14 protein-coding genes are annotated in these 14,207 nt (G+C 74.1%); 7 read left to right on the top strand and 7 right to left on the bottom strand.

What is annotated here, in order from left to right:
• Positions 1-521 precede the first annotated feature (521 nt).
• The 4 genes from RKE29_RS07120 to RKE29_RS07105 are packed head-to-tail and all read left to right on the top strand — an operon-like array spanning position 522 to position 1,919.
• The gene (locus tag RKE29_RS07120) at positions 522-713 is read left to right on the top strand and encodes a hypothetical protein (protein ID WP_312004201.1); all 192 of its coding nucleotides are present in this window, start codon (positions 522-524) and stop codon (positions 711-713) included.
• A gap of 11 nt (positions 714-724) precedes the next feature.
• Positions 725-1,258 carry a hypothetical protein gene (locus RKE29_RS07115; protein ID WP_312004200.1) on the top strand — a complete coding sequence of 178 codons (534 nt, stop codon included), beginning with the start codon at positions 725-727 and terminating at the stop codon, positions 1,256-1,258.
• Entirely contained in the window at positions 1,249-1,488 is a 240-nt protein-coding gene (locus RKE29_RS07110; RefSeq protein WP_312004199.1) for a ribbon-helix-helix protein, CopG family, read from the top strand. Before RKE29_RS07115 ends, RKE29_RS07110 begins: the two co-directional genes overlap by 10 nt.
• Positions 1,485-1,919, top strand: a complete 435-nt coding sequence (locus tag RKE29_RS07105; RefSeq protein ID WP_312004198.1) for a PIN domain-containing protein — start codon at positions 1,485-1,487, stop codon at positions 1,917-1,919. The genes RKE29_RS07110 and RKE29_RS07105 overlap by 4 nt, the downstream gene beginning before the upstream one ends.
• On the opposite strand, the gene RKE29_RS07100 is transcribed toward RKE29_RS07105, so the two are convergent.
• Both RKE29_RS07100 and RKE29_RS07095 read right to left on the bottom strand, forming a co-directional pair.
• The gene (locus RKE29_RS07100) at positions 1,916-3,505 is read right to left on the bottom strand and encodes an SAM-dependent methyltransferase (RefSeq protein WP_312004197.1); all 1,590 of its coding nucleotides are present in this window, start codon (positions 3,503-3,505) and stop codon (positions 1,916-1,918) included. The genes RKE29_RS07105 and RKE29_RS07100 overlap by 4 nt on opposite strands.
• Positions 3,498-4,163 carry a restriction endonuclease gene (locus RKE29_RS07095; RefSeq protein WP_312004196.1) on the bottom strand — a complete coding sequence of 222 codons (666 nt, stop codon included), beginning with the start codon at positions 4,161-4,163 and terminating at the stop codon, positions 3,498-3,500. Before RKE29_RS07095 ends, RKE29_RS07100 begins: the two co-directional genes overlap by 8 nt.
• Before the next feature lie 129 nt (positions 4,164-4,292).
• On the opposite strand from RKE29_RS07095, the gene RKE29_RS07090 reads away from it, so the two are divergent.
• Positions 4,293-5,258 (top strand): NmrA/HSCARG family protein, encoded by a 966-nt coding sequence (locus RKE29_RS07090; protein WP_312004195.1) that lies wholly within the window; start codon positions 4,293-4,295, stop codon positions 5,256-5,258.
• Between the two features lie 12 nt (positions 5,259-5,270).
• Here the strand turns inward: RKE29_RS07090 and RKE29_RS07085 are convergent, their stop codons facing one another.
• Complete coding sequence (locus RKE29_RS07085) at positions 5,271-5,753, bottom strand: MarR family winged helix-turn-helix transcriptional regulator (protein ID WP_312004194.1); 483 nt, start codon at positions 5,751-5,753, stop codon at positions 5,271-5,273.
• A gap of 240 nt (positions 5,754-5,993) precedes the next feature.
• Here RKE29_RS07085 and RKE29_RS07080 point away from each other — a divergent pair, with 240 nt between their 5' ends.
• Positions 5,994-6,926 carry an NADP-dependent oxidoreductase gene (locus RKE29_RS07080; protein ID WP_312004203.1) on the top strand — a complete coding sequence of 311 codons (933 nt, stop codon included), beginning with the start codon at positions 5,994-5,996 and terminating at the stop codon, positions 6,924-6,926.
• A gap of 102 nt (positions 6,927-7,028) precedes the next feature.
• Here RKE29_RS07080 and RKE29_RS07075 read toward each other — a convergent pair whose 3' ends face one another.
• Together RKE29_RS07075 and RKE29_RS07070 are read right to left on the bottom strand one after the other, a co-directional pair.
• Positions 7,029-9,212, bottom strand: coding sequence for an acyltransferase family protein (locus tag RKE29_RS07075; RefSeq protein WP_312004193.1), 2,184 nt, complete (start codon positions 9,210-9,212; stop codon positions 7,029-7,031).
• A 450-nt stretch (positions 9,213-9,662) separates the two neighbouring features.
• The gene (locus tag RKE29_RS07070; RefSeq protein ID WP_312004192.1) at positions 9,663-10,151 is read right to left on the bottom strand and encodes a carboxymuconolactone decarboxylase family protein; all 489 of its coding nucleotides are present in this window, start codon (positions 10,149-10,151) and stop codon (positions 9,663-9,665) included.
• A 143-nt stretch (positions 10,152-10,294) separates the two neighbouring features.
• Between RKE29_RS07070 and RKE29_RS07065 the strand changes: the two genes are divergently transcribed.
• Complete coding sequence (locus tag RKE29_RS07065) at positions 10,295-11,326, top strand: pirin family protein (protein WP_312004191.1); 1,032 nt, start codon at positions 10,295-10,297, stop codon at positions 11,324-11,326.
• 283 nt (positions 11,327-11,609) lie between these two features.
• On the opposite strand, the gene RKE29_RS07060 is transcribed toward RKE29_RS07065, so the two are convergent.
• Positions 11,610-12,992, bottom strand: coding sequence for a cytochrome P450 (locus tag RKE29_RS07060; RefSeq protein ID WP_312004190.1), 1,383 nt, complete (start codon positions 12,990-12,992; stop codon positions 11,610-11,612).
• On the bottom strand, positions 12,989-14,110 hold the full coding sequence (locus tag RKE29_RS07055; protein ID WP_312004189.1) for a terpene synthase family protein: 1,122 nt from the start codon (positions 14,108-14,110) through the stop codon (positions 12,989-12,991). The genes RKE29_RS07060 and RKE29_RS07055 overlap by 4 nt, the downstream gene beginning before the upstream one ends.
• Between the last annotated feature and the right edge of the window lie 97 nt (positions 14,111-14,207).

Raw genomic sequence — 14,207 nt, 5'->3', positions numbered from 1 at the left:
GATCACGATCTACAGCTGGAGTACTAAAGAGTGGGGGGACAGGCTGTCCCCCCTGCTGGTTCTCCGCTCCACTAGCGTCCGTTGGCCCAAGCCCCGGTGACGTCTGCTACCGACGCCCCCGGGGCACAGCCAACGCTGCGAAGGAGCGTCAGCATGCCGAATAGTATCGGCGTACGCGGCTTATTGCGACATGTGTTCCCGTGTCGAACGCGCGGTCGTCATCGAGCGGTGCCTGGTGAGGCACGTGTGTCCGTTCCCCGTCCGAGTACGGCGGGTTCGGCAACCGAGGGGCATGCGGCGGTGATCGGGGCGGCGGATACGCCGACCCTTGTCCTGCCTCGGGTGGAGCGGCGGTTGCAGCGTCGGCGGCGGTGGGCCNAGCGGCGGTTGCAGCGTCGGCGGCGGTGGGCCGCGTGGCTGGCCGCGTACGGCGTCGACGTGGGTCCGCGCCGGATTCACGGCGTGCGGGTCGCGCGGGTGGGTGTGTCGGCGTCGTGGCCGGTGGTGGGGGGTGGCTGGGCGTGACGGCGATGACGATCCGGGTCTACCGGTTCGACCCGGAGACGGGCGAGCGGGTCGAGGTGAGTTCCTGTTCGTACCTGGCCGAGCCGCGGAAGTCGTTCGTTCCGGCGTCGCCTCGGTGGCCGCGCTGCGAGTGCTCCCGCTGCCGGGAGGGCGCGGGCGGGGAGTGCGGGGCGGAGGGCGCGCGGTGAGGGGGCCGGGGGTGCGGTTGCTGCCGTGGTCCACGGTGGACGGCAAGCCGTGTTACGTGGTCGGGGCGTCCGGCGACGGCCCGCCGGGGCCGGTGTCGCGGCTGGCTGACCTGTGGGAGGCGCGGCACCTGCTGGAGGCGCGCACCGTGCTGGGCGCGCTGCGGGAGGGCCCGGGGGTGCTGGAGCGTGCGGACGCGGGGCGGTTGCGTGCGGCGTGCGTGCGGCTGGTGTGGTCGCTGGCGCGGGTGCTGCGGGTGGCCGACAGCCGGGGTGAGCGGCTGGGGCGGTCGGACGAGCGGGAGGCGGCGCGGCTGGAGATGGCCTGGGTGCTGCTGGGGCACGCGCGGGATCTGCTGATCACCGGTCACGGCGAGCCGTTCCAGTTCCGGTACGTCGTCCCGCGGTTGGCCGAGTGCCTTGCGGAGGCGGTGGCCGTGGCGGACGCGCGGGCCGCGCTGCTGGCCGCGGGGCCGCCGGGGCCAGACGAGGACGGCCGTGCTCTCCCACCCGCTTATGGTGGAGGTACCATATACATATGGCGTTGAAGAAGACGACCGTCATGGTCGACGAGGAGGACCTCGCGCTGATCAAGGAGGCCGCGGCGCGGGAGGGCAGGCCGGAGTCGGAGTACTTTCGGGAGGCCTTCCACATCGCCGCCCTCCGCACCCGGCGCTGGGACGAGGACTGGGACATCCCGCGCCTCGACTTCGGCGGTCCGGTCACCGCGGAAGAGATCGACCGGGCGGTGTCGGACGGAGTGGCGGACGCCGGGTGATCGTCGTCGGTGACACCTCCGGGCTGGTCGCCGCCCTCAACACCGCGGATCCCGAGCACGAGGCCGCCCGCGCCGCCATGCGCCAGGCCGCGCTCACCGTCGTCTCCCCTCTGGTGATGCTGGAAGTGGAACACATCACCACGCGCAACGTCGGCCGCCCGGCGGCGTACGCGGTGAACGACTGGCTGCTGGCCGAGGAGCGCACCAGGCGCGTGGCCGTCCCCGAACTGCCCGCCGCCACCCTGCGCAAGGCGCGCCGGGTACAAGACCGCTACGCGGCCCTGCGGCTCGATCTGACCGACGCGGTGAACGTCGTCCTGGCCGAGGCGTACGACACCGACACGCTCCTCACGCTCGACCGCCGGGACTTCAGAGCCGTCACCCCGCTCACCGGCACCCACGCCTTCCGGCTCCTGCCCGACGACCTCTAACGCCGTGACCGGAACAGGCCGTCCGCCGCCGGGGCGGGCGCGGGCCGCGGTGCGTCGGGTGCGGGGCCGGTCCACGCGTCGCGGAGGGCGGCGATCCCCCGGCGTACGTCCTCGCGGGTGGGGCGCAGGCCGAGCGTCGCGCTCTGCGTGAGGGCCGCGTCGGCCAGGGCCTCGGGGTCGGATCCGCGCAGCAGGGCCGCCAGGTCGATCCGCTGGAGGAGCCTCTTGGTCACCGGCCGCTTGGCGTCCGTGAAGACCATGGCGGACAGGAGTTCCCGCGCGCCCGCCGAGGACAGCAGAGCGGACACCACCGCGCAGGCGACCCCGTCCGCGAAGGACAGGAAATAGCAGGTGTCGTCGAAGACGACGGGCCGGCCGGCCAGCGGCCCGACGGCCCGGAACTCCAGGCTCTTGTGCAGACCGGAGATGGCGACCTTGTACGGGGCGAAGGTGTAGTCGCCCAGGCCGAAGACGCAGAACCGGGGGCGGCCCCGGTAGATCGACGACTTGCGGCCGTCGAGGGCCGCGGCGTTCCGGCGCAGGTACGACCACAGGCGCGGGGCCGTGGTGGCGAGGGCGGCCGTGTCGTCCGACAGGCGGCGCTGCGGGACCACCATCCACTTCGACAGCGACGCCACCCGGCCCCGGAACACGTCGGTGCTCTTCAGCAGCGGGAAGAGGTAGTCCTCCTCCACGTCGACCGGCTCGCCGTCCTTCGTCACCGGACCGTTCGCCTCGTCACCTCCCTCCTGGCGCAGCTCCATCACGCGCGAGGCGTCGTGCTTGACACCCTGGCGCCATTCGAGCGGGCAGGTTCCGTCGGCGTGGCGGCTGCGCTCGTACGCGTCCACGTCCGCCACCAGCCGGCCCTCGACCACGCCCATACGGCGGTCCGGAGCCGGGGCGTCGAGCGACGGGTAGACCTCGCACGTGTAGTTCTCCGCGTGCCGCGCGACCTCGACGGTGAACAGGCACGCGTCCACCATCGCGCCGAACCAGCGCTTGGCGTCGATGTGGTGGACCGCCGACCGTTTTACGGGCCAGCGGTTGTCGGCGCAGAAGGACAGCACGTTCCTGGCCACCTGCGTCTTGCACAGCATCGCGACGACGGGCTCCTGCTCCAGCAGTTCGGCGATGAGCTTCAGCCAGATGTACTCGGCGATGTCGAAGTTCGACGCGCCGGTCATCGCGTCGATGCCGCGCAGGTTCCGGATGTTCGCGCGGACCGGCCGGTTGGCGGAGCCCAGCACGGCGAGCTGCGCGTTGGTGACCCACGGGGGGTTGCCGACCACGAGAATCGGCGCGTCGTCCCGTTTCCAGGCGAGGTCGCGGGCCAGGTCGAGGTCGAAGATGTTGCGCTGGAGCACTTCGCACACGGTCCTCGACCGCGCCGCGTAGTCCGGCTGGACCTCGATGCCGACGACCTCCGCCCGGGGGAACGCCTCCGTCGCGGCGAGGAGGAAGTTGCCGGTGCCGCAGGTCGGCTCCAGCACGCGCCCCCACTCCCGGCCGCCGCCCAGGACCTCCAGCACCTGGCGGGCCAGCGGAAGCGGCGTCTGGAAGTCGCCGAACTCGTTGTTAGGCAAGGAGGTCCTCCAGCCCCGGGAACTCCTCCGGCGCGTCGGCCGACCTGATCGCCCGGCCGTACTGGAGCCGCCACTGAAGGGCGTTGGAAACGGTGAGCACGCCCTGCTCGGGCGGGTCGTCGATCAGGCGGGCCGCCAGTTCCCAGCGGCTCTCCGGGTCCAGCGGCAGGTTGCGGTCCTCCAGGTAGGCGTCCACCTCGTCGACGATCGCCCCCTGCCGGACGAGCCGGCGGATTCCCGCCGTGAGATGGTAGTCCGCGGTCCTGCGGTCCTCGATGAAGAGGACGTGCCGGAATTCGAGCAGGGCGGTGCGCAGGTCGTGGTCGTCGAACTTCTCGTAGACCATGAGCAGTATGTGGTAGCCGAGCCCGTACACCTTCTGCCGGGCGCTGCGGAAGGGGCAACTCGACTGCGGCTGCTTGATCGAGGTGAACTTGAGGTCCACGTTCAGGCCGGGGAAGTCGATGCCCTTGGCCGCGTTCCCGGGCTGGTGCCGGTAGTTCAGGGCGATGAACCTGTTGAACGCGGATTCGGCGTACGTGCCCACGGTCTTGCCGTCGTTCACCCCGTACAGCTCGGGCACGCCGAGGTCGTTCTGCTCGTCCGCGAACGACCTCGCGGCGTCCTTGAGCGTGTCCAGCGTCAGCGGCTCCTGCACGCCGTTCCCTTCGTCGCGGCCGGCCTGCGGGCATCCTAAGGCCCCGCCTCCGCCCGGCGCCTTGGTTGACACATCAACCACTCTCGTCCTATCTTCGAGGTGACACATCAACCTGATGGAGGGGTCTCGATGAGCGAGCAGCGGAAGGTCATCGCGGTGCTGGGAGCCACCGGCAGCCAGGGCGGCGGCCTGGTCCAGGCGATCCTGGCCGACCCGAGCGCGGAGTTCGCGGCGCGGGCCGTCACCCGGAACGCCGGGTCGGCGAAGGCCAGGGAGCTGGCCGCGCTGGGCGCGGAGGTGGTGGAGGCGGACCTGGACGACGAGGCCGGGCTGCGTGCGGCGTTCGAGGGCGCGCACGGCGTGTTCGTGGTGACCAACTTCTGGCAGCCGCGCACCGCCGAGCAGGCCGCGGCCCGTACCGCCGCCGAGATGGAGAAGGACCAGGCGGGCAACGCGGCCCGGGCGGCCCGGGACGCCGGCGTGCGGCACGTGGTCTGGTCCACGCTGGAGGACACCCGGGAGTTCTTCGGGGTCGGCGGCGAGCGGGTGCCCACGCTGGACGGCGGCACGTACACCGTGCCGCACTTCGACGCCAAGGCCGAGGCGGACGAGCTGTTCCGGCAGGCCGGGGTGCCGACCACGTACCTGCGGACGACCTACTTCTACGAGGGGTTCCTCGGGATGTTCGCCCCGCGCCGGGACGAGCATGGTCGCTTGGTCCTCGCGCTGCCGATGGCCGGGGCCCGGCTGTCCGGGATCGCCGTGGAGGACATCGGCAGGACCGCGCTCGGCGTCTTCCGCCGCGGCGGCGACCTGGCCGGCCGGACGGTCAGCATCGCCGGGGACCACCTGACCGGCGCCGAGTACGCCGAGGCCATCGGCGCGGCGATCGGCGAGCCCGTGACCTACCAGGCCGTTCCGTTCGAGCAGATGCGCGCCGTGTCCGTCGAGGTCGCGAACATGTTCCAGTACTACGCCGAGAACGAGAAGGAGTTCGTCGGCGACCGCGACCTCGACGCCGTACGGGCGCTCAACCCCGGGTTGCGGTCCTTCGCGGCCTGGGCGGAGGCCCACAGGGACGCCATCCCGCACTGACCCCGCGGCACGTCAGCAGGGGCCGTCGCCGCGCTCCGCCTCGACGGCCCCGACCCGGCGGGCGATCGCCGAGCAGGCTTCGGCGAACCGGTCGAGCCGTTCCGGCCCGAGCGCGTCGAGGAACGCCGCGCGCACGGCGGCGGCGTGCCGCGGCGCGGCCTCGGTGATCGCGGCCAGGCCCCGGTCGGTCAGCACGACCTCCGGGTAGCGGACGCCGGGCACCGGCTCGCGGGACACCATGCCGCGCCGCTCCATCCGGGAGAGCTGGTGGGACAGCCGGCTCTTCTCCCACTCGGTCGCCCGTCCCAGCTCCACCGCGCGCATCCGCCGGCCCGGCGCCTCCGACAGGCACACCAGGATCTCGTAGTCCTGCGGCGACAGGTCGAACTCCCGTTGCAGGTCGCGCGACAGGTGCGTGGCCAGCCGCTTGCTCATCGCCAGATAGGCCCGCCACGCTCGCTGCTCGGTCTCGTTCAGCCACGGCCCCTCGGTCATGGCACCCATCCTAGACGGACAGATTGACATATCAACCAATGTCTCGCCGGCCCGGCGCGGCCCCGGGCCCCGAGCGGGCCGCCGCACCACCCCCGGCACACCCATCCGGACGGAACCGACATTCCCGGCCGGCGCCGACGCCGTATCGTGCGAGTCGTACCTCGCGGACTGCGGCGTCGCGGGCCGGACGATCCGCGCCACCCGCGAAGTGAAGGGAGACCGCACATGACCGATGTCGTCGTGGCCACCGCCTACGGCGGGCCCGAAGTGCTGTCCGTGATCGACGTCCCGGTCCGGGACCCGGGTCCCGGCGAGGTGCGCGTCGCGGTACGCGCCGCCGGAGTGAACCCGATCGACTACAAGCTCTACGGCGGCCTGTTCGGCTCCGACCCGGCGAACCTGCCGATGCGGCTGGGTGTCGAGGCGGCCGGCGTGGTGACCGCCGTCGGCCCGGACGCCACCGGCCCGGCCGGGCCGGTCGCGGTCGGCGACGAGGTGATCGCCTGGCGGGCGCCGGGCGCGTACGCCGCCGAGGTCGTCGTCCCCGCGGCGGCCGTGGCACCCAAGCCCGCGGCCCTGTCGTGGGCGGAGGCGGGCGGCCTGCCGACCGCGGGCGCCACCGCCGTGCACACCCTGGAGGCGGTCGGCCTGCGGGGCGCCGAGACGGTGCTGGTCCACGGCGCCGCGGGCGGCGTCGGCCACCTGGCGGTGCAGCTGGCCGTCGCGCGCGGCGCCACCGTGGTCGGCACCGCGAGCCCCGCCAAGCACGGCGTGCTGCGCGAGCTGGGCGCGATCCCGGTCGCGTACGGGCCCGGCCTCGCCGACCGGGTGCGGGCCGTGGCTCCCCGGGGCGTCGACGCCGCCGTCGACACCGTCGGCACGGACGAGGCGGTGGACGTCTCGGTGGAAACCGTTCCGGACCGGTCTCGCATCGCCACTATCGCCGCGTTCGAGCGCGGCGCCCAGGCCGGCGTGCGACTGCTCGGCGGCGCCCCCGGCGCCGACCCCGGCACGCGGATCCGCGAGGCCGCCCGGACGCGGCTCACCGAGGAGGCGGCGGCCGGCCGGCTGCGCGTCCTGGTGGCGAGGACCTATCCGCTGCGCGAGGCCGCGGCCGCCCACCGGGAGGTCGTGGCCGGGCACACCACCGGCAAGGTCGTCCTGCTGGCCTGAGCGGGCGCCGACGGGGTCGGCGGTCCGGGCGGGCAGGCTGAGGACCCGTACGACGGCGGTCGGCCGTCCCGCGGCGCGACCGGCCGCCGTCGCGGGCGGCCGTCACCGCCGGTCCCGCGCCGAGCCCCCCGGCCGGTGCCCGTCGCCTGCCGCCCGGTGCCCGTCCCGCCCCGGCCGGTGCCCGTCCAGCAGGCCGGTGAGCCGGGCGCCCAGGACGGGCGCGAGGGCCGCGGCGTACGCCTCGCTCACGTGGTTGTCGTCGCGGTAGACGAAGGTGTCGCCCACGGCGACCGGGCAGGTGCCCGCGGGCACGCACAGCCAGGGCAGCGGGTCGACCGCCACCGCCCCGGCCGACCGCGCCGCGTCCCGGACCGCCTGCCGCCGGGTCGGGTCGTGCAGGGCCCGCGGAGCCTGGTTGGCGCACCGCCCGAGGTGCAGCGGGTGGACCGCCGCGCACTCGACCGCGTCGCTCCTGGGCCACGGCGTGTCCAGGAGGACGGCCACCCGGGCCCCGGTGCGGGTGAGCGCGCCGTAGGTGGCGCGGAACCCGGCCGCCCACTCCCGCCGCGGGTCGCGCATCGCCCGTACCGGCGTGCCCGAGTCGGCCGACGAGGCGACGACCAGGGAGGGGCGCAGCCGGGCGATGGCGGCGAGCGCGCTGCGCCGCCACTGGCCGCAGGTGCGGTACGGCCGGCCGGCCCGTACCGTCGTCACCGCGGCGAGCTTGCAGGACGCCTTGGTCATGGAGACGAGCTTCCAGTGGCGGGCGGTGGCGAGCCGTTCCAGCGCCGGGAACCACTGCGCCGCGTGCGAGTCGCCCAGGAGCACGACGACCTTCCGCGAGGAGCGGTCCCCGTACACGCACAGCGGGGCGCGGGTGGCGCCGTACGCCACGTGGCACCCGTCCCGGTAGATCGCGGACCTGCCGTCCTTGATCTTCGCCAGGCCGGGGGAGAGGTTGCCCGGCAGGCGCGTGCCCGACGTGCGCAGCAGGTCCGCCAGGCGCTGCTCGGGGTCGGGGGCGGTGGCGAGCGCGGTGCGCAGGACGGGCGCGGGTTCGCCGGAGCTGATCGGCGGCGGGAAGGCCGCGGCGACCAGGGAGACGGCCACCGCGGCGGCCGACAGGCCGAGCCCGGCGGCCAGGCCCCGGCCGGGCCGGTCGCGCAGGCCCGCGTGGAACCGCACCGGGTTCTCCACCAGCCGCAGCGTCGCCCAGGCGAGCAGCAGGGCGACCGCGCCCAGCGCCAGCGCCAGCGGCACGGAGGCCTGCCGGTCCAGCGCCTTGGGCCCGATGACCAGCAGCGGCCAGTGCCACAGGTACCAGCCGTACGACAGCCCGCCGAGCCACACCGCGGGCCGCCACCCGAGCAGCCGCCCGGCGTCGAACCGGGACGGTGCGCAGCCGCCCGCCAGCACCAGCACGGCCCCGGCGACCGGCAGCAGCGCGTGGTACCCGGGGTACGGCGTCGCCGCGTCGAACCAGACCGCCGACAGGCCCACGCAGCCGAGCCCCAGCCAGGTCAGCGGCGCGGCCACGGCGGCGGGCAGGCGCGCGCACCGGCCGGCGCCGAGCGCGAGCAGCGCCCCGGCGCCCAGCTCCCAGCCACGCGCGTGCGAGCCGAAGTACGCCCACGGCGCGGAGGTGCCGGTGAGGGACACGCCCTGCCAGAAGGACGCCAGGCACAGCGCGGCCAGCGGCGCCGCGAGGTACCGGCGCCGCCGCCGCGCCGCCGCGCGCCGGGTGAGCCGCCAGACCAGCAGCAGGAGCAGCGGCCACAGCAGGTAGAACTGCTCCTCCACGGCCAGCGACCAGAAGTGCCGGTACGGGGACGGCGGGCCGCCCTCGGCGAGGTAGTCGGTGCCGGTGGACGCCAGCCGCAGGTTCTCGGCGTACAGGACACCGGCGAGCGCGTCCCCCGCGTACTCGGTGAAACGTATCTTCGACAGGAAGAGCAACGCGCCGCCCAGCGTGGCCACGGCGACCAGCGTCGAGGCGGGCAGCAGGCGCAGCGCCCGGCGGGCGTAGAAGCGGCGCAGCGAGATGCCGCCGGTGGCGGCGAGTTCGCGGGTCAGCAGCGAGGTGATGAGGAAGCCGGAGATCACGAAGAAGACGTCGACACCGACGTAACCGCCCGCGATCCCGGGCACTTCGGCGTGCGAGAGCACGACCAGCGTGACCGCGACGGCCCGCAGTCCCTGGATGTCGAGCCGCACCGGGGGGTGCGCGGCGGTCCCGGTCGCGCGCCGCCGCGCCGTAGGGACGTCGGTGGCGCCGGCACTCAGCATCGGCGGGCCCGCGCGGCACCGGCCGGCTGGCCGCCGGGCGCGGACGCGCCGCAGGAGCCCGCTCCACGGTCCCCGGACGGCGTACCGACGCCACCGGACGACGTACGGCCCCGGACGCCGGGCGGCGTACGGTCACCGGAGGGTATGGACCCCGGGGCCCCGCCGGCCCCGCCTTCCTTCGTTGTGCGCACGTGGAACTCCCCCTGTGGATTCGGTCGCGTAACCTGACGCGCGGAACGCCACCGGAACCGCCTCACGCGGCGTCGAGCGCCGCCGGCGCGCTTCCCCGCGCCTACCGGCCCGCCCCTGTTCCCCCGGCCCCCGCTTCGGCCACTCTAGCCGCAAGGGAACGCGGGACCACAGAGCTTCCCCTACGACCCTCGCGACCCACTCAGCCCCACACGACCCGCCCGCCGAGCGGCCTGGACGGCCTGGACGGTCGGCGGAAGGTCACCGCTCGGGCGTGCCGCGCACCGGGTGGCGGCTGAGGATGGAGACCCGGTTGAACGCGTTGATGGTGATCGCCACCCAGATCACCGCCGAGATCTCGTCGTCGGTCAGCGCCTGGCGGGCGGCGCCGTAGGCCTCCTCCTGCAAGGGGCGGTCGGCGGGCCGGGCGGTGGCCTCCGCCAGGGCGAGCGCCGCGCGCTCCCGCGGCGTGAACAGCTCGGTGTCGCGCCACGCCGGAAGCACGCCCAGGCGCTGCGCGGTCTCGCCGGCCCGCAGCGCGGCCCTGGTGTGCACGTTGAGGCAGAACGCGCAGCCGTTGATCTGCGACACCCGCAGGTTGACCAGCTCCACCAGCGCGCGGTCGAGACCGGCCTCGGCGGCGGCCGCGCGGACGGCCTCGGCGGTCCCGGTCAGCGCCTGGTAGGCCCGCGGGGTCTGCTTGTCGACGAAGACGCGCTGACCGGCCGGCGCCGCTGTCACATCACTCACCTGGACTCCTGGACTCGTTCCGGCGAGCCCGCCGCCCGCCCGCCGCTCGTCGACGTGCCGATAACGTGCACCTGTCCAGGTGCCGCTCTATGCTGGACCATGTTAGTTGAATTTGAAACTTTGGGTGAGTGAGAGGGCGTACCGTGAGCAACACCGAGACCCACCCCGCCGAACTGCTCTGCGGTGCCGAGGCACAGGAACGACCCGGGGCGCCGGAACCGCGCGTGGAGGTCCTGACCCCCCGGGAGGTCCCCCTCGGGGGCCCGCGGGCCATGACCGTACGGCGCACGCTACCGCAGCGGTCCAGGACGCTGATCGGCGCCTGGTGCTTCGCCGACCACTACGGGCCGGACGACGTCGCCGGTACCGGCGGGATGGTCGTCCCCCCGCACCCGCACACCGGCCTCCAGACGGTGAGCTGGCTGTTCACCGGCGAGTTCGAGCACCGCGACAGCCTCGGCACCCACGCGTTCGTACGCCCCGGCGAGGTGAACCTCATGACGGGCGGCCGCGGGATCTCCCACTCGGAGGTGTCCACCGCCCGCGCGACGGTCGTGCACGGCGTGCAGCTGTGGGTGGCCCTCCCGGCGGAACACCGCGACGCCCCCCGCGACTTCCAGCACCACGTGCCGCGCCCGGTCCCGCTGCGCGGATCGCCGGGCGGCGCGGCGGACGGGCCTTCGGCGGACGGGCCTTCGGAGGTGGGCGAGGCCAGGGTCTTCCTGGGCACCCTGGCCGGCGACACCTCGCCGGTCACCACCTTCACCCCCCTGCTCGGCGCCGAGCTCACCCTGCGCCCGCACGCGAGCACCACCCTGGAGATCGACCCGGCCTTCGAACACGGCCTCCTCGTCGACCTCGGCGACGTCCGCATGGCCGGAACCCCCCTGCGCCGTGCCGACCTGGGCTACCTCGCCCCCGGGCACACCACCCTCACCGTCGCCAACACCTCCGGCGCCCCGGCCCGCGTGGTCCTGCTCGGCGGGCCGCCGTTCGGCGAGCAGATCGTGATGTGGTGGAACTTCGTCGGCCGTACCCACGAGGACATCGTCCAGGCCCGCGAGGACTGGATGACGGGCGACCGCTTCGGCACGATCGAGGGCTACGACGGCGACCCGCTGCCCGCCCCCGAGCTGCCGCACACCACCCTGAAGCCGCGCGGCAACGCGCACTGACCTGGGGTTATGCGGTCTTGGTGCTGTTCGGTCAGACCGGTGCGCGTCGCCTCGGCGGTCCGCCCTGCTGGGCACGTCGCCGAGGGCGGGTCGCAGACCGTGGTGCGCGGGGCTGTGGGGCGAGCCGCGAGTCGCGGGTTCGGCCGCCTGTGACCAGGTCTGGCGGTCCTTGTGCTGACCCGATGCTGACTCGTGGAGTTCACCGACCGCAGGTAGTGCTGCCCGTGGTGTCCGCCTGGGACTGTGACCAGGTCGTCCCGTGCTTACCGACCGTGAGCGCGCGCTACCTCTGCGGTCTTCGCGCCCCCTGGCCAGCCCGCGTGACGGTACGCATGTACAGCCCCTTGGGGCCCAGCGCGAGCGCGTACGGCGCCGCTCTGACCCGTCGGCCCGGGACGGGCTCCAGTCGCCACCGGGCGGCGATGGTGGCCAGCGCGAGGGTGGCCTCGGTCATCCCGAAGGAGTCGCCGACGCACTTGCGTGCGCCTGTGCCGAAGGTCAGGTTCGCGCCGCGGGGGATGGATTTCGCTCGCTCGGGCGCCCACCGGTCGGGGTCGAAGCGCTCCGGGTCGGTGTACAGGTCGGCGCGGTGATGTATCTGGTAGGGGCTGACGACGACGTCGGTACCGGCGGGGACGCGCCGGCCGCCGAGTTCTGTGTCGGCCGTGGTGGTGCGGGTCAGCAGCCAGCCGGGCGGATACAGGCGCAGGGTCTCGGTGACGATGTTCCGGGTCACCTCCAGCCGGGGCAGGTCCTCGAAGGCGGCGGCGTCGCCGGTCAGCACCGCGTCGACCTCGGCGTGCAGCCGCTCCGCGACGCGGGGGTGGCCTCCCAGCAGGTGCAGGGCCCAGGCGAGGGCTTTGCCGAGCGTGTCCGTGCTGGCGAAGACGAACGACATGACCTGGTCGCTGATTTCGCTGTCTGACAGCTTCGCTTCCTTCGCCCCGGGGGCGGCGAGGTCGTCCTGGGCTGCGAGCAGCATGGACATCAGGTCGCCGTGGTCGGTGTCGTCGGCTCGGTACTCGGCGACGATACGGCTGATGGTCTGCCGGGACCGGGTGCGCGCGCGGTCGTAGCGGCGCTTGGCGGGGGTGGGGACGGCGTCGGCGGGAGGCGGCAGGAGCATACGCCGGAACACGCCTTCTTCGAGGGTCGCCAGGTCGGTGGCCAGTGAATCCCGCAGCGCGGCGGGCGCGGCGGAGAAGATCGTGGCCGCGGTGGTGCGCAAGCTGATCTTCGTGGTCTCGGCCAGGACGTCGATGGTCCGGCCGGGCTGCCAGGCGCCGGCCACCGCGCGGGCCTGTGCGCTCATCTCCCGCGCGTAGCCGGGCAGGCGCGCGTGGTGGAAGGCCGGCTGGACCAGTCGCCGCTGCCGACGGTGGTCCTTGTGCGGGCAGGTGCCGACGCCGTTGCCCAGGAACTCGCGGCTGCGGTCGAAGAGGAAGCCGCCTTTGTCGAAGGTGCGGTCGTCCACGAGGACCTGGCGGGCGAGTTCGGGGGCGCAGACCACGAGGGCGTCGAAGGGGCCGAGCCGGATCGTGACCATGTCGCCGAAGGCGGGCAGGGAACGCAGGAAGCGCAGCGGGTCGCGTAGGAACCCCAGCGTGTGGCCGAGCAGCGGTAGCGCTCCCGGCGCGGTGACGAAGGTGTGGCCGGCCTGTGTCACGGGGCCTCCAGGCGCCGCTGGGACGGGGCCGCGCCGTCGTCGGCCGCGCGGGGTGTACCGGGCAGGTCCCTCCACCAGGCGATCGAGGGAACGTCCAGCCGGTCCGCGGCGGGTGCGTCGCAGGCGCGGCGGGCAGGGGAGATCCGGATGACGGGGCCGCCATGGGGGATGGTGTGGCGGGGGCAGGCCGCGGCCCAGTGGAGGTGTCCGCTGATCATGGACGCGAGGTTCGCGAGGTGGCCGGCCGGCGCGGGGCCCGCGGTCTCGCCCAGCCGGTCGTACAACCGCAGCCAGTGCGCCAGCACCTGGTCGCGCAGGGACACGGCCTGGGCGAGGGCCTGGGCGGGACCGGCGCCGGTGGCGCGGGCGAGGACGTCGGGCAGGTTGTTGACGTCGACGGCACCGTCGCGACGGTCCTTGGCGTAGCCGCAGATGTCGTTGTCGAAGCCCAGGATGAGGCTGGTCATCTCCGTCAGGGCCCGTACCTCCGGTCGGTCCAGGTCCGCGAGCGCCGGTTCGACGCCGTCCACGGCGGCGGCGAGGTCCGTGAGCGGCAGCACCCAGGTGGTGGCGAGCCGGTTCTGTACGTAGGTGTCCAGGTCGGGCGGCAGACGGCGGGCGTTGTTCGTGCTCTCGCGCACTTCGGCGGCGAGGGTGGCGCGGAAGTCCCGTACGATCCGCGCGGCCAGTGCCGGGGACGCCACATGTGTGAGGCGCCGGCCGATGTCGTGGAGAGCTCGGACCGGTGGGTCGGCCGGTTCGGCGAGCGGGCCGGGGCCGAGCGCGCGGGACAGCGCCGACGCGTAGTGCGCGAAGTCGTCGGGCCGGCCGCGCAGCCGTCCGTCGTCGTTCAGATCGTCGATGACGAACGTCGCGGTGAGCAGGATGGCCAGGGTCTGGGCGCCGGTGAGGGTGGCACGCGGGACGAAACGGGCCGCAAGGCCCGCGATGTCCGTACGGGCCAGGCGGGCGATCTCGTCGCGGCCTACGGCAAGTCGGTGACGGACGCTCCATTCGAGCTGGAACTCGGTGATCGAGGCGCGCTGCGGGTGGATCCGGCTGGGCAACGGGCACCACAGCGAGGGTATCGAGGACGAACCGCGCGGCGGCTGGTCCATGGGTACTCCCTTCCTGGCCGTCGGCCCTCAGTCGCGGTCGGCCGACGGCGGGCGAGGCCGCGACCGGGGCGACCGGGATCGGGCCGGCGCGGCTGAG

It is taken from the genome of Streptomyces sp. B1866 (genome assembly GCF_031932565.1).
GTDB lineage: Bacteria > Actinomycetota > Actinomycetes > Streptomycetales > Streptomycetaceae > Streptomyces.
Note: the sequence above shows the minus strand (reverse complement) of the source record. Positions and strands in the feature narration are given on the sequence as shown.

Bases quoted from the DNA above. Each gene is read 5' to 3' on its own strand.
- RKE29_RS07055 (WP_312004189.1), bottom strand. From the start codon at position 14,110: ATGGACCAGCCGCCGCGCGGTTCGTCCTCGATACCCTCGCTGTGGTGC.
- RKE29_RS07090 (WP_312004195.1), top strand. From the start codon at position 4,293: ATGAGCGAGCAGCGGAAGGTCATCGCGGTGCTGGGAGCCACCGGCAGC.
- RKE29_RS07085 (WP_312004194.1), bottom strand. From the start codon at position 5,753: ATGACCGAGGGGCCGTGGCTGAACGAGACCGAGCAGCGAGCGTGGCGG.
- RKE29_RS07075 (WP_312004193.1), bottom strand. From the start codon at position 9,212: ATGCTGAGTGCCGGCGCCACCGACGTCCCTACGGCGCGGCGGCGCGCG.
- RKE29_RS07110 (WP_312004199.1), top strand. From the start codon at position 1,249: ATGGCGTTGAAGAAGACGACCGTCATGGTCGACGAGGAGGACCTCGCG.